Source organism: Streptomyces hamibioticus (assembly GCF_047946815.1).
In the GTDB taxonomy this organism is placed as follows: Bacteria; Actinomycetota; Actinomycetes; order Streptomycetales; family Streptomycetaceae; genus Streptomyces.
Window position 1 is genome coordinate 5,208,596 of sequence record NZ_JBKKQY010000001.1, and the last position, 13,331, is coordinate 5,221,926.

Annotated in this window: 10 protein-coding genes; 4 read left to right on the plus strand and 6 right to left on the minus strand. The window is 75.5% G+C overall.

The window, feature by feature from the left end; translation table 11 throughout:
- Nucleotides 1-156: 156 nt before the first annotated feature.
- Together ACLGIH_RS23555 and ACLGIH_RS23560 are read left to right on the plus strand one after the other, a co-directional pair.
- Nucleotides 157-1,374, plus strand: a complete 1,218-nt coding sequence (locus ACLGIH_RS23555) for an alpha/beta hydrolase family protein (RefSeq protein WP_416527254.1) — start codon at nucleotides 157-159, stop codon at nucleotides 1,372-1,374.
- Nucleotides 1,375-1,533: 159 nt separating this feature from the next.
- A complete protein-coding gene (locus ACLGIH_RS23560; RefSeq protein ID WP_416527255.1) occupies nucleotides 1,534-1,803 on the plus strand; it encodes a hypothetical protein in 270 nt (89 codons plus the stop codon).
- Between the two features lie 73 nt (nucleotides 1,804-1,876).
- Here the strand turns inward: ACLGIH_RS23560 and ACLGIH_RS23565 are convergent, their stop codons facing one another.
- Together ACLGIH_RS23565 and ACLGIH_RS23570 are read right to left on the minus strand one after the other, a co-directional pair.
- Nucleotides 1,877-2,044, minus strand: coding sequence for a hypothetical protein (locus tag ACLGIH_RS23565; RefSeq protein ID WP_416527256.1), 168 nt, complete (start codon nucleotides 2,042-2,044; stop codon nucleotides 1,877-1,879).
- 87 nt (nucleotides 2,045-2,131) lie between these two features.
- Nucleotides 2,132-2,785 (minus strand): ANTAR domain-containing response regulator, encoded by a 654-nt coding sequence (locus tag ACLGIH_RS23570; RefSeq protein ID WP_416527257.1) that lies wholly within the window; start codon nucleotides 2,783-2,785, stop codon nucleotides 2,132-2,134.
- Nucleotides 2,786-2,971: 186 nt separating this feature from the next.
- Here ACLGIH_RS23570 and ACLGIH_RS23575 point away from each other — a divergent pair, with 186 nt between their 5' ends.
- Both ACLGIH_RS23575 and ACLGIH_RS23580 read left to right on the plus strand, forming a co-directional pair.
- Complete coding sequence (locus ACLGIH_RS23575) at nucleotides 2,972-3,331, plus strand: STAS domain-containing protein (protein WP_416527258.1); 360 nt, start codon at nucleotides 2,972-2,974, stop codon at nucleotides 3,329-3,331.
- The gene (locus tag ACLGIH_RS23580) at nucleotides 3,328-4,326 is read left to right on the plus strand and encodes an anti-sigma factor RsbA family regulatory protein (RefSeq protein ID WP_416527259.1); all 999 of its coding nucleotides are present in this window, start codon (nucleotides 3,328-3,330) and stop codon (nucleotides 4,324-4,326) included. Before ACLGIH_RS23575 ends, ACLGIH_RS23580 begins: the two co-directional genes overlap by 4 nt.
- 140 nt (nucleotides 4,327-4,466) lie before the next feature.
- Here the strand turns inward: ACLGIH_RS23580 and ACLGIH_RS23585 are convergent, their stop codons facing one another.
- The 4 genes from ACLGIH_RS23585 to ACLGIH_RS23600 all read right to left on the minus strand — a co-directional run bounded on the left by ACLGIH_RS23585 (nucleotide 4,467) and on the right by ACLGIH_RS23600 (nucleotide 13,283).
- On the minus strand, nucleotides 4,467-5,909 hold the full coding sequence (locus ACLGIH_RS23585) for a GAF domain-containing protein (protein WP_416527260.1): 1,443 nt from the start codon (nucleotides 5,907-5,909) through the stop codon (nucleotides 4,467-4,469).
- Between the two features lie 9 nt (nucleotides 5,910-5,918).
- Entirely contained in the window at nucleotides 5,919-6,959 is a 1,041-nt protein-coding gene (locus ACLGIH_RS23590; protein WP_416527261.1) for a rod shape-determining protein, read from the minus strand.
- A gap of 230 nt (nucleotides 6,960-7,189) precedes the next feature.
- Nucleotides 7,190-12,286 carry an SAV_2336 N-terminal domain-related protein gene (locus ACLGIH_RS23595; RefSeq protein WP_416527262.1) on the minus strand — a complete coding sequence of 1,699 codons (5,097 nt, stop codon included), beginning with the start codon at nucleotides 12,284-12,286 and terminating at the stop codon, nucleotides 7,190-7,192.
- Nucleotides 12,276-13,283 (minus strand): AAA family ATPase, encoded by a 1,008-nt coding sequence (locus ACLGIH_RS23600; RefSeq protein ID WP_416527263.1) that lies wholly within the window; start codon nucleotides 13,281-13,283, stop codon nucleotides 12,276-12,278. The genes ACLGIH_RS23595 and ACLGIH_RS23600 overlap by 11 nt, the downstream gene beginning before the upstream one ends.
- Between the last annotated feature and the right edge of the window lie 48 nt (nucleotides 13,284-13,331).

Here is a 13,331-nt window from a genome sequence, read left to right on the forward strand (position 1 = left end):
AGAGTGATCACCCGCGTCCGAAGATCGCCCGGACGGTGCCTTCGGAGCCTTCCGTATCCGCGTCCTGCGGGAGCGGCTCCGAGGGGGCTGTCCCCCCTCGCGGTCCGGGGGGCCGCTCCATGTCCTGGCCGTGTCGTCAACACACAGAATCCCTGCATGTCTTCAAAGCGAGTGCAGAAACGAATGGTTGCCGGCGCCGCCCTCATCGGCAGCACGTCCGCCCTGATCGCTCCGGCCGCGGTGGCCGACGCCCACGGCCGGCAGTCACCGGGCGGTGCCGTGGTGTCCGTCGAGCAAGTGGCCGACCTGACCGCGGAGGAGGTGTCCGGGGAACTCCAGGGCAAGATCGACTCTTCCCAGGTCCGTTACGGCGTGTCCGCCTACCAGGTGGTTTACCGCACCACCGACAGCTCGGGCGCACCCACGAGGGCCAGCCAGCTCGTGGTGCTGCCCAAGAGCGAGGCGCGCCGACTGCCCACCGTGGTCTGGCTGCACGGCACCACCGTCCACCGCAAGGACGTCGCCTCGGAGAATCCGGCATCGAACGACCGGCTCGCAGCACTGCTGTTCGCGTCGACGGGGCGAGCGGTCTCGGCCCCTGACTACGTGGGCCTCGGCAAGGGCGACGGGTTCCATCCTTACGGCGACCCGGGCGCCACCGTCGCGGCAGCGGTCGACGGACTGCGCGCGGCCCGGACCCTCACCCACCGAAAAGGCCGGGAACTGGAGCGGAAGGTGCAGATCAGCGGGTTCTCACAAGGTGGGCCGGCCACGATGCTGGTGGGCCGGGCGCTGCACCGGAAGGGCGGTGACCGGTACTTCCGCCCGGGCGCGCTCGCCCCGGTCGGCGGTCCCTTCAACCTCTCCGCCTTCGAAGCCGCGGCGGCCGATGACGAGATCGCGAAGTCCGGGCTCTACCTCGCCTACTTCGTCACCGCCTGGAACAAGACCTACGGCCTCTACCGCTCGCCCGGCGAGGCGTTCCGAGCCCCCTACGACCAGCAGGTGGAGAGCCTCTTCGACGGCCACCACACCACCGCGCAGATCGCCGCCGCCCTCCCGGCCGCCTCCAGGGACCTGTTCACCGAAGAGTTCCTGGCCAGGATCCGCAAGCCCACCGGGGTTCTCAAGGACAAGTTGCACCCGCTGGACCACACCTGCGACTGGCAACCGAAGGTACCGGTGGAGATCTTCCACGGCCGCGGGGACAAGGATGTCGACTTCTCCCACGCCGGTCACTGCGCGGACCAGCTGACGGAGAACGGTGCCGCACACCGGCTGACCGACGTCGGCGACCACGACCACAACGGATCGGTACGGCAGGCCCTCCCGCGTATCGTCCGGTTCTTCGACCGGGCGGGCGGGACCGGCTGAAGGGCGTGCGTGTCCGGCGTCGTCCTATGGGCCCGCTTTGCGGGCCCGGAAGTGTGGGGCGAGGCTGGAAGAGGGGTGGGCTGTCACCGATGACCGCGGCACGCCCGACGTGGCTGGAGGGTTCTCATGGCTGTACTGATGGAGATCTAATTTCCGGGAGTGACGGCGGAGCAGTACGACGCCGTGGACCGGCGCGTGGGCGCGCGGTCGGATCAGTCCCCGGACGGGCTGCTGTACCACACCGCGATCATCACGGAGGCGGGTCTGCGCGTCATCGACCTGTGGGAGTCGGCCGAGGCGTGCCATGACTTCTTCACGCGGCGGCTCGGGCCGGCCATCGAGGAGCACGGCTATCCCGAACCGTCCGGGCCGCCGAAGTTCTCGCCCGTGCACTACCACTACGAGCGGCGGCAGCCGGTCGGCGCCTGAGGTACCGGCCGCCGCTTCCTGCCGGAACGTCATGGAGGTCTGGCGGCCGGTCCGTCTCTCCGGGGCGCAGGGGTCAGGATGCGGCGCCCGGTGTGCCGGGCCCGGTGTCCGTGGTGGGCTCCTCTTCTCGTTCGCCCTCCGCCTGGGACGGGGTCGGGTGCGGCGGGGACTGGCGCTCGGGCGCGGTGCGGTCGTCGTCGCGTTCGCCCTCGGCCTGGGACGGGGTGGTCTGGTCGCTCATCGTGATGCCTCCCGCTCGCGGGACGGGTCCGGGGGTCCGGGTACCCGCCGGCCACCCGCATCACGCGCCGCACCGGCGGCGGCGGTCTCAGCCGCCCGTGTGCCGGGCCAGGGCCGCCCGCAGGGCGGTGCGCACCTCCTCGGGCGGTGCGGGGCCGTCCCCCACGGTGCTCGCGGTGACCGCCGCCGCGACGGTGCGCAGCTTGGTGTTGGACAGCTGGGACGTCTCCCGCAGGATGTGCCACGCCTCCTCGGGGGTACAGGCGTGGACGGCCATCAGCACGCCGCGTGCCTGGTCGATCACCGGGCGGGAGTCGATCGCCTGCCGTAGCTGCTCCACCTCCTCCCGGAGCACCCGGAGGTCTTGCGACCCCTCCGGCGCCGGCTGGCCGTCGGTGACGCGCAGGGGGTCGGTGCCGTCCAGGCCCGCCAGCTCCAGGGTCCGGCGCGGCTGGCCGCGCCAGTGTCTCGCCGTCACGGGCACTCCGTGCCGGTGGCCGTAGCCGCCGAGCAGGTCCAGGAACTGCAGCCCCGCCGCGTCCATGAAGTCGACGTGTCTCATGTCCGCGTCGATCCGGCGGAGGCCGGTCGGCAGGTCGGCCAGGGCCTCGGCCAGGACGTCCGCGCATCCGCGGACCAGTTCCCCGCGCGGAAGGAGCACTGCCCGGTCCGCTTCCACCCGGCCCTCGATGACCAGTCCGGCTGGCCTCCCCGCCGGCCGTGGTGGTGCCGCTGAGGTCATGTCACCGCCTTGTCGGTCCTCGTGGTCCTCGACGGAATCCGTCCGATGTCATGTCCCCCGTGGCCGCCCGTTCGGGCGGTGCTGGAAGTGCGCCTGCCCGCCGTCCGGTGGAGTACACCCGATACCGGGGAATGACCGGCACCGGGTTGGGTAGAGGCGTCTCGTCCGGGAGCATGGGAGACGAGCGTGGGCACTCGGAACGAGGTGCCGTACGGCACGGTCGGCGAGGCGCCGGGGCTGGCGGTGTCACCGCTGACCGGGCGCAGGGGCGTCAAGGCGGTCGGCGAAGTGGGGCTGACGACGCGCAGCACCTGGCAGCGGGTGCTGGAACAGGCGGTGAGCGAGGGCGAGGACGAAGGCGTGTACTACTTGGAGCTGTCCGACGTGACGTTCGTCGACGTCGCCGGAGCCGGGGAGCTGGCGGTCGCCGCCCAGCGCCTGCCGGACGGCCGTAGGCTCGTGCTGCACCGGCCGCCGTCCACCCTGTGCCGGGCCCTGGACATGTTCTGGCCCGACCTCCCGGCGATCGAGGTGTCGATGTCATGAGTACCGTGGGCGCATCGCCCCCCGAGTCCGCCGAGTCTCCCGAGTCCGCCGAGTCTCCCGGACCGTCCGGGTCCGCCGGGTCCTTCGTCCATCCCGCGCTGTTCTACCGGGACGACGACCAGTACCTCGCCGGCACCGTGCCGTTCGTACGGGACGGCCTGGCGGCCGGGGAGCCGGTGGCCGTGGCCGTGCCGGGGGAGCGGCTGGAGCTGGTGCGGGAGGCCCTGGGCGGCGACGCCGGCGCCGTGCGGCTGCTGGACATGCGGGAGGCCGGGCGCAACCCGGGGCGGATCATCCCCGGCGTGCTGCGCGCCTTCGCCGACGCCCAGGAGTCCGGGCGCCGGGTGCGGATCATCGGTGAGCCGATCTGGGCCGGCCGCACGGCCACCGAGTACCCGGCCTGCGTCCAGCACGAGGCGCTGATCAACGCGGCCTTCGCGGGGCGCACGGTGACCATCCTGTGCCCGTACGACGTCCGGCGCCTCGACGAGCGGGTCCTCGCCGACGCGTACGCCACCCATCCCACGGTCATCACGGACGGCTCCGCGATCGCGCGGGACAGCGCCGCCTACGACCCGTCCGGCGTGGTCGCCCGCTACAACGAGCCGCTGCCGTCCGTGCCGGGCGGCCTCGCCTTCGCCTTCGACCGGCAGACGATCTCCGAGGCCCGGCACGTCGCCACCGGCGAGGGTGCGCGGCTCGGCCTCACCGGGGTCCGGCTGGACGACCTGGCGCTGGTGACCGCCGAGCTGGTCACCAACAGCGTCGTGCACGGCGGCGGGAGCGGCGTTGTGCGGGTGTGGGAGGAGAACGGCACCGTGGTGTGCGAGGTGCGCGACGGCGGACGGCTCACCGACCCGCTGGCCGGGCGCCGGCCCGCCCCCCGCGACCGGCGCGGCGGTCGCGGGCTGCTGCTGGTCAACCTCGTCTCCGACCTGGTCCGGATACACACCGCGGTGGACGGTACGACCGTGCGGTGCTGGTTCGCCGTGTGAGCGGTGTGAGCCGGGAGCCGCGCGAGCCGTGCGCGTGAGCCGTCCGGGTCCTCAGGGATGTCCGGGCCGTCGGTTCGTCCGGGCCGTCGGTTCGTCCGGGCCCCCGGGCCCCCTGGCCCGCGGGCGTCCGGCCCCGGTGCTCACAGCGGTGACTGCCAGGTCACCGTCGTGCCCGGCCCGCCGTCGTCGGTCACCGTCAGCCGCACCCCGGCCCGGCCGTCCGGCAGCGTCGCCGTCGCGTCGACCCCGACCTCGACCCGGGACACGGCGGGGCGGCGGGAGGCCGCGGCCAGGGCCCGGCGCAACGCGGTGAGCAGGCGGTCCGCGACCTTGTCCGGTACGCGGCTGTCGACGGCGCCCGTGAAGTGCGTGGCAGGCGCAAAGCCCAGCAGCGCGGCGGCGGTCGCCGTCTCCCGCAACACCCTGCCGCGCAGGCCGGCCGGCTGTTCCGCCGGCGGCTGCTGGAGCGCGATGATCGCCGTACGGACCTCCCGGACCGTCGACCGGAGCTCGTCCACGGCCTGCCCCAGGACGTCGCGGACGCCGTCCGCGCCGGGGCGCCGCTGCGTGGACTCCAGCATCATCCCGGTGGCGAACAGCCGCTGCACCACCAGGTCGTGCAGGTCCCGGGCGATCCGGTCGCGATCCTCGTAGACCGCGAGGCGGCTGCGGCGGCGGTGCGCGTCGGCGAGGACGAGGGCGAGCGCGGCCTGGGAGGCGAACTGGGCCCCCAGCAGCCGTTCGACGTCGGTGTACGCGCGGTCGCCGCGGCGGCGCGGCAGGGCCAGGGTGCCGATCAGCCGGCCGCTCGCCTTCAGCGGCAGCAGCATGCTCGGCCCGAACCGGTGCCGTACCTCGGTCGTCATGCGCGGGTCGGTCGCCGAGTCGTCGACGAACACCGGCTCCCCGCCGAGCAGTTGCTCCAGCACCGGGCTGCCCGGCGCGATCGTGGCGCCGACCAGGCCGTCGGGGTCCTCGGGGTCCTCGGGGCCCTCCGGGGCCGACGCGGTCACGATCTCCATGCCGCCCTCGGCGGTGGGCTGGAGGATCACGCCCGCCGAGGCGCCGGCGAGCAGCCGGGCCCGTTCGGCGACCGTCCGCAGCGCGTCGTCGCCGGCCCGGCCGGTGAGCAGCGCGGTGGTGACGGCGGCGGCGCCCTCGATCCAGCGCTCGCGCTGCCGGGCCGTCTCGTACAGCCGGGCGTTGCCGATCGCGATGCCGGCCTGGGCGGCCAGCACACATACCAGCTGCTCGTCCTCGGCGGTGAACGGAGTGCCGTCCGGCCGGCCGGTCAGCCGCAGCTCGCCGAACTCCTCGTCCCGCACCAGGACCGGCACCCGCAGCCGGTGCGCCGCGCTCTCCGGACCGGCGGCCGCGGCGGAGGCGGTGCGGATCCCGGTGAGCCCGTCCGGGCCGGGCGCGGCCGTGGCGAGGACGGCGCGGGCCGCGCCGGTCAGCTCCGCGGCACCGTCCACCAGGTGCTGCAGCGTGCTGCGCAGATCCAGGTCGGATCCGACACCGAGGACCGCTTCGAGCAGGCGGGTGAGCCGGGGAGGCCGGCCGGTCGTGCCGTCGGGGTCCACCGACGGCGGTCAGTCGGCCGTCGTCGTGTCCAGCGCCAGTGGCTCGACCTTGCCCTCCAGCATGGTGCCCAGGCCCTGGACGGCACAGATGTCGGGCCGTTCGGCGATGTGCACCGGCATGCCGGTCGCCTCCCGCAGCATCTGGTCGAAGCCGGGCAGCAGCGCACTGCCGCCGACCATCATGATGCCCCGGTCGGCGAGATCGGCCACCAGGTCCGGCGGACAGTCCCGCAGCACCTTGCCGATGCCGTCCAGCACGGCCGTCAGCGGCGTCTGGATGGCGTCCCGTACGGCGGCGGTGTCGACCTGCACGCTGCGGGCCAGGCCGGTGGCCACGTCCCGGCCGTGGATCTCCGTGGACGCCGGGCCCTGCGGGGTGAGCCCGTTGCCGGACAGGGCGAGCTGCAACGGGCGTACCGACTGGCTCGGCAGCACCAGCTCGTGCTGGTGGCGCAGGTGCTGCACGATCGCGTGGTCGACGGCCTCGCCGCCCACCGGGATCCGCTCGGCCGTGACGATCGAGCCCAGGGAGAGCACCGCGACCTGCGTGGCGTGCGCCCCGCACACCATGATCATGGTGGCCTCGGGCTGCTCCACGGGCAGCCCGCAGCCGACGGCGGCGGCGATGAGCGTGTCGACCAGCTCGACGCGGCGCGCCCCGAGCCCGACGAGGGTCTCGATCGCCGCCCGCTGGGCCAGCGGATCGGCGTCGTGCGCGGTGCAGGCGGCGGCGCGCAGCCGGGGCTTGCGGCGCAGCGCCCGGCGGACCTTGTCGCCGAGCAGGTGCCGCAGCATCCGCTGCGCCATCTCGATGTCGACGACCGTGCCGCCGTGGACGGGCCGTACGACGCGGATGTAACCGGGGGTGCGGCCGGTCATCTGCTCCGCGAACTCGCCGACCGCGATGAGCGCGCCGGTACGGGTGTTGACGGCGGCGGCGGACGGCTGGTCGACGACGAGACCGGCGCCCTTCACGTACACCCGTGTGCGTGCCGCCCCGAGGTCGACGGCGAAGTGGCAGCGGCGCAGCTGCTCCAGACTGGCGGTCATGCAGATCCTCCGAGAGCGCGGACCGAGCGGGCCGCCGGGTGGCCGGCCTCCTTCGCATGGTGCGGGCGGCAGGGGGGCGGGCGCCCGCTGGAGGGGGCCGGGAGGGGGGCCGCTGAATGGGGGGTCTCGGCCGGCGGCGGGCTCCCCACGGCGCTGTCGGCGCCTCTTCAGCGGCCGTCCACGGCGTGACGGCGGCACTTCATGGCATGACGGCGGCCCTTCATGGTGTGTCAGCGGCTCTCCACGGCGGTGAGCAGCGGACGCAGGTCCGGTACGAGGAGCGCGTCGCCGTCCGTGGCGCGCAGCCGCCGGGCCGCCTCGTCGCGCCCGCAGCCGATGAACGGCATGCCCAGCGCACGGGCGGCGGACTGCTCGGCGACGGAGGAGCCGAGCAGCACGCACTCGGCCGCGGCGGCGTCCAGCCGGTCCAGGGCCCGGCGCAGCACATCGGGGTCGGGCATCAGCCGGGTGAGGTCGGCGTCCCGGCCGTGGACGCCGCCCGGCAGGCACCCCATCAGGTCGCGCCGCCGCAGAAAGGCCCGGACCGGAGCCTCGGCCCGGTCGGTCACCACGGCGACGGGCACCCGCTGTGCGCGCAGGGCCCGGATCAGGCGGTCGGCCAGAGGTGTGGGCCGGGCGGTGCGCGCCGCCCGTTCCTCGTGCCGGTCGAGCCGCAGGCGCACGTCGGGGGCCAGCCGGTGGCCGGCGAAGGCGCGGATGAGATCGAGCGTGCCGGCGTAGCCCTCCGAGGCGGGCGGCGGACCGACCCGGGGCAGCGGCTCGGACCCGGACAGCGCGTCCCCGGGGTCGCGCTCCTCCGCGAGGAGTTCCATGACGTCCAGCAGCACCTCCCGCTCGGCACCGGGCCGGTACAGCCGCGCGACGACGTCGTCGAAGCCGAAGAGCACACAGCGGGCGTCCAGCAGCGCGTCCTGAGCCGTGCGCCCACGGCTCCGCCCGCTCCGGTCCGCGCGGCCGGAGCCGGTGACCCGGCCGATGGCGTACCCGGGCACGGTCACCCGGGCGAGAGCCGTGGCGAGGTCCCGGCCCGTTCGGCGGGCGTCGGCCAGCGCCCGGGCGAGGACGCGGGGCGGGTCGGTCCCGGGGTGCGCCGCGGCCCGTACCGGATCGTCGACCCGCCAGGTCACCTCGATGCCGGCACCGTCGCCGGGGACCAGCCGACGTTCCCGCAGGTCGACCTCGGCGTACCGCCAGCGCGCACGCTCGGCGGCGGGCGTCGAGCGCACGATCGCGGCGTCCGCCGCGACGGGACCGCCGTCCGGCGGGAGCAGCACGACGGCCTCGGAAGCGTCACGCGGACCGGGGACCCAGCCGCCGGACGGCATCGGATAGGGCCCGCGCACCGCGGCGCCGGAGCGGTGGCCGGCCCCGCGCACCGTGTGGAACCAGCCCGCGCCGCCGTCCAGCGGGAGGAACACGCCCGGCGCGTACAGGGGAGTGCCGTCCTCGTCGTCGGCGTCCTCGTCGTCGTACACGGCGCTCGACACGGCGACGACCGCCTGTGCCGCCGACTCCTCCAGCGCCGCGTCGACCGCCTCCGGGTCGGCGCGGTAGGCCTGCTCCGAGGTCCCGTCCGGCCAGGACTCCGCCAGCCAGAACTCCACCCGCAGCCGCAGACCGCCCACCTGCGCCAGGCGGGCGGGCAGCCCGTTCACGGTGGCCCGCATGAGCCCGGTGGCCGGCAGGGCCGGGGACAACAGGACGAGGACTCCCGCACCGTCCTCGACCAACTCGCAGGCGGTGCCCACATCGCTGTCCGCGACCAGCTCCGTGACCAGCCGTCGCAGGGCCGCCTGCGCCTGGTCGCCGCGGGGGCCGTCGGCGAGGGCGTAGTGGGCGCGGTAGCAGTACGCGGTGCCACCGTCGGCCTCGTACTCGTCCGGGAACTCCTCCGGGAACTCCTCCAGGAACTCCTCCGGGGGCTCCTCCGGGGGCTCCTCCGGCAGGTCCGGCGGGGCGTCGTCCTCGTCCTCGTCGCCGTCCCGGTCGTCGTGCCCGTCGTCGTGCGCGTCGTGGCCCGGGACGGCCGCGGCCACCGGCTCCTCCCGTCGGTGCTCCCGCGGTTCCTCCTCCGGTTCCGCCAGCAGCGGCGTCCACAGCTCGTCCTCCGTCGGGAACGGTCCCTCCGGCAGCTCGTCCGGGGCGGCCACGACGCTGTCCGCGGCGCTCCCGGCGTACGGCCGTGGGTCGTCGGGGGCGTCGGGGTCGTCCGGTGGTTCGGCATGCTCCTCGCGCAGTTCCCGGCCGAGGGCCAGCAGCTCCGGGTTGCGGCCGCCGGACAGCTCGTACTCCTCGTACACCTCCAGGGCGTCCTCCACGCGTCCCTGCCGGCGCAGCGCGATCAGGTACAGGCGGCGGAAGTCCTCGCGGAACGGGTGGGCGTGCAGCAGACCGGACAGATCGGCGGCGGCCCGGTCCGCGTCGCCCAGCGCCAGGTCCAGCTCGGCGCGCCTGCCGTGCAGGGCGAGGCGTAGCCGCAGCAGGCGGTTGCGGGCGGTGCGGGCGGCGGGGCCCGGCAGGTCCGCGAGGGGGTCGCCGCTCCGCCACAGGCCCAGCGCGTCGGTGACGTGCCGGCGGGCGTCGTCGTACGCGCCCGTCGGCGCACTGGCGTCGGCGCGCCGCACCAGTTCCTCGCAGTGCACCACGTCCACGTAGTCGGCGCTGGTGTGCAGCGCGTAGCCGTGGGACGGCGTCGCCAGCACACCGGGGCCCAGCGCGGCCGCCAGCCGTGTCGCCATGCCGCGCAGTTCGGCCCGCGGGTCACGCGGTTCGTCGCCGGGATCCCACAGGCCCCACCGCAGCTCCTCGTGGGTGACCGTGCGGCCGTGCTTGAGCAGCAGCATGGCGAGCAGCGCCCGTTCCTGCGGTGAGAAGTCGGGGGAGCCGTCCGGGAGTTCGACGGCCAGGGGGCCGAGCGCGCGGTAGGAGCGGCGGGCGTACTCCTCGCGGGCCCGCCGCGGCAGCTCGGGGTCGGTCAGCAGGTCCCGGCCCCGGGTCCGGGCGCTCGGCGAGCGGGACATCAGCAGGTCGAGGGCGTGCGAGTAGGGGACCCGCAGGTCTTCGGGCAGATGCGTGAGCTGCCGGGAGTCGATCGGCACGGTGAGGTGCGAGGTGCCCGACGCCAGCCGCAGCAGGACCTCGCACAGCGCGCGCAGATCCTCGGACCGGCCGCCGGGGCGGGCGGACCTCCCCGGTGCGAAGAGGCTGAGCTTGGCCGTCCCGTCCGGCAGCAGCACCACCCGGGACGTCTCCAGCGCGCCGTGCGCGACCCCGGCTCCGTGCAGGGCGGCGAGGGCGCCGGCCAGCTGGGCCCCGACCGACACGGTCAGCGGCGCCGGCAGCCGGTGGCCGTAGGGCCGGGCCAGGACGTTGAGGGCGATGCCGTCGAGGTGCTCCATCACGACGTAGGGGATGTCGTCCTCGACGCCGGCGTCGAGGACGGCCACCACGTTGCGGTGGTCGAGGCCCATGAGGAGCCGCGTGTCCCGCAGGAACGCCTCGCGCCCCGCGCGGTCGGTGAGCGCCTCGTGCAGCCGGATCGTCACCGTCCGGCCCGCTTCGGTGTCCTCCGCCAGCCACACCCGGCCGGCCGGACGCAGCCGCTGCACCAGCCGGTACCGGCCGCCCAGCCCGGCCGGGAACGGCGTCCGGTGCGGTGCGGGACCGGAACCGGGACCGGGGGCGGGTGCCGTGACCGGTGCCGGCTCGGTGCCGGACAGCCGCCGCGCGCTCTCCGGACTGATCGCGGCGAACGCCTCGCCCCGAGCGCCGGTCTCGGTGCCGTCCGGGGCCGGGGTCAGCGCCCGGAACTCGCCCGGCGAGCGGCCTGCGCGCTCGTCGATCAGGCCGCCGGTGCGCAGCAGGAGGTCGTGCGTACGGGCCCGCGCGGTGCGGGGCAGTCCGCGCAGCAACAGCTCGGGCACGCCGGGCCGGAAGGCGTAGGAGCCGGGCGGTCCGGCCACGGAGGTGAGCATGCCGCTGAGGATCACCTCGGCCAGGTGCTGCGGGCGCGGGTGCGGCTCGACCGCGGCCTGCACCAGCCGCATCACCGGCAGGTCCGGGCGGCCCAGGGCCAGATGCCCGGCCAGCCGGAACGCCTCCGGGGAGGCGGTCGCCCGGAACCGCAGGACCAGTTCCCCGGCGGACAGCCGCGCCACGTCGGTCCGGTCGTCGGCGTCGGCGGGCAGCGGCCGGTCCAGCGCCGCCGCGGCGCCCGGGTACGCGGTGCCGCCCGGACTGGCGACCAGCGCGGCCCAGTTCGCCAGCCACTCGGGGCCCGGCTCCAGCACGGGGACGGTCACGGTGCCCTTGCCCCCGGGGCCGCCGGCGGTGTCGTACGGGGTGAAGGCCAGCGCCGCGCTGGGGGCGGCCCGGTGCGGGGCGGACAGCAGGCCGGGAACGGGCGGCAGTGCCGTGTCCCGCCACAGGTGCTCCGGCAGCGGCTGGACCACGGCCAGGGGCATCCGGTGCGCCCAGCGGCGCAGGGTGGCGAACCAGCGGGTGCCGGCCGGGCCCGCGCGCCACTGGGGGCCCATGCAGTCGCTGATGAGGAGGGTGACGGTGCGGCCGTCGGCGGGGGCGTGGCCGGCGCCGCCCACCGTGCCGTCGGGTTCCGCGCGGTGCAGGGTGACGGTGCGGAAGACGCCGGACTGGGCGAGCGCCGTATGCAGTTCGCGGACCAGCGGGCGCCAGACGGGCATCGTGGGACCGGTGTCGTACAGCAGGTTCAGCCGCAGCCAGCGCTCGCGCACCGGGCGCATGACCGGCAGCCACCCTTGCGGGTCCGTGCCGAGCCGGGCGAGGCGGTCGGCGGTCGCCGCCTCGTCCACCTCCTGCCCGGCGGGGGCGTCGGTACGGCGCTGCAGCGGGCGCAGGGCGCGCTGCAGCGCCAGCGGGTGACGCAGCATCGGCGGTGCGGGGGCCAGCAGGGCGGCGTGGGGCTCGGCCGTCGCCCCGTCCGGGGCGGGGCCGGGGGCGGAGGGCGTGGGCGGCAGGCGCAGCGGGGCGCGGGGGGACTCGGGGCCGGGAGGCGGCTCCTCGTGCCGGGGGCACCGGTCGGGCGACGGCCGAGCGGGCGGCGGCGCGGGGGCGCCGGGGGCGCCGGAGGCGTCGGTGGTGGTCCCGGGCGGTGGCTCGGCGGGTGACGGCGGGGCCGTGACGTCGCCGCCGACGGGACCCATGTGCCCGGCCAGCCACAGCAGTTCGGCCAGTTCCCGCGGGGTCGGGCGCACGCCGGAGGCCGCCCGGGCCAGTACCTCGGCCAGGCGGGACAGCGGCTCCGGTGGCCCCGGGAGGTCAGAAGGCATCGGACTGCGGGGACCGGCCCAGGTACGGCATCAACTGCTCGGCCAGCTCGTCCAGGGAGTCGGCGCCGAGACCGGAGGCGCGGGCCAGGTAGATGGCGTTCAGCAGCTGGTCGGTGGCCAGTTCGCCACTGTCGACCCGGGACAGGAAGCGGGTGATCAGCTGCTCGGCGTAGGTGTCGGGCTCGCCCAGGTGCGCGCGGACGATTCCGGCGAGCTGCCGGTCGTCGGGCTGCCGCAGCCGCAGGGTGACGCAGCGGCGCAGGAAGGCGGGCGGGAACTCGCGCTCGCCGTTGCTGGTGAGGACGACGAACGGGAAGGCGCGGCAGCGAACCCGGCCGCGCTCGACCGGCACCCGGCGGTCGGTGCCGTCGATCATCACCTCGGCCCGGCCGTCCGGCGTGTCCCGGGAGGCCCGGACCAGCTCCGGGATCTCGTACTGGCCCTCCTCCAGGACGTTGAGCAGGTCGTTCGGCAGGTCGAGGTCGCTCTTGTCGATCTCGTCGATGAGCAGGGCGCGCGGGCGGGCGTAGGGGAGGAGGGCGGTGCCGAGCGGGCCGAGGCGCAGATGGTTCTCGATGCCCGTCGCACCGGGCTCGCCCTGGCGCGCCGCGTACAGCCGGGACAGCGGGTCGTACTGGTAGAGGCCGTCGTGGAGGGTGCTGCGGCTGGTGATGTTCCACCTGAGGACCGGCCCGAGGCGCAGTTCCCGGGCGACCGCGTAGGCCAGGGTCGACTTGCCGGTGCCGGGCGGGCCGGTGACCAGCAGCGGACGGCGCAGGTAGAGGGCGGCGTTGACGAGCTGCACCGTCTGCTCGGTGGCCCGGTAGGTCGCGGCGCGGTGCGCGCGGTCGGGGGAGACGGCGGCCTCGTCGTCGCTCTCGTCCGGCGGGTCGAGCACGGGCCGGCCGTCGAAGGCCCGCCAGGGCGGGGGCGGCGGCAGTTCGGTGATGCCGTCGTGCGGTTCCATCGCGCCGGTGTAGACGGGCCACAAGGGCATGGTTCTTCTCTCCGGGGGTCGTTCTCGCGCGGGTCGCGCGCCGCCCAC

Bases quoted from the DNA above. Each gene is read 5' to 3' on its own strand.
- ACLGIH_RS23555 (WP_416527254.1), top strand. From the start codon at position 157: ATGTCTTCAAAGCGAGTGCAGAAACGAATGGTTGCCGGCGCCGCCCTC.
- ACLGIH_RS23565 (WP_416527256.1), bottom strand. From the start codon at position 2,044: ATGAGCGACCAGACCACCCCGTCCCAGGCCGAGGGCGAACGCGACGAC.
- ACLGIH_RS23595 (WP_416527262.1), bottom strand. From the start codon at position 12,286: ATGCCTTCTGACCTCCCGGGGCCACCGGAGCCGCTGTCCCGCCTGGCC.
- ACLGIH_RS23590 (WP_416527261.1), bottom strand. From the start codon at position 6,959: ATGACCGCCAGTCTGGAGCAGCTGCGCCGCTGCCACTTCGCCGTCGAC.
- ACLGIH_RS23580 (WP_416527259.1), top strand. From the start codon at position 3,328: ATGAGTACCGTGGGCGCATCGCCCCCCGAGTCCGCCGAGTCTCCCGAG.
- ACLGIH_RS23600 (WP_416527263.1), bottom strand. From the start codon at position 13,283: ATGCCCTTGTGGCCCGTCTACACCGGCGCGATGGAACCGCACGACGGC.
- ACLGIH_RS23570 (WP_416527257.1), bottom strand. From the start codon at position 2,785: ATGACCTCAGCGGCACCACCACGGCCGGCGGGGAGGCCAGCCGGACTG.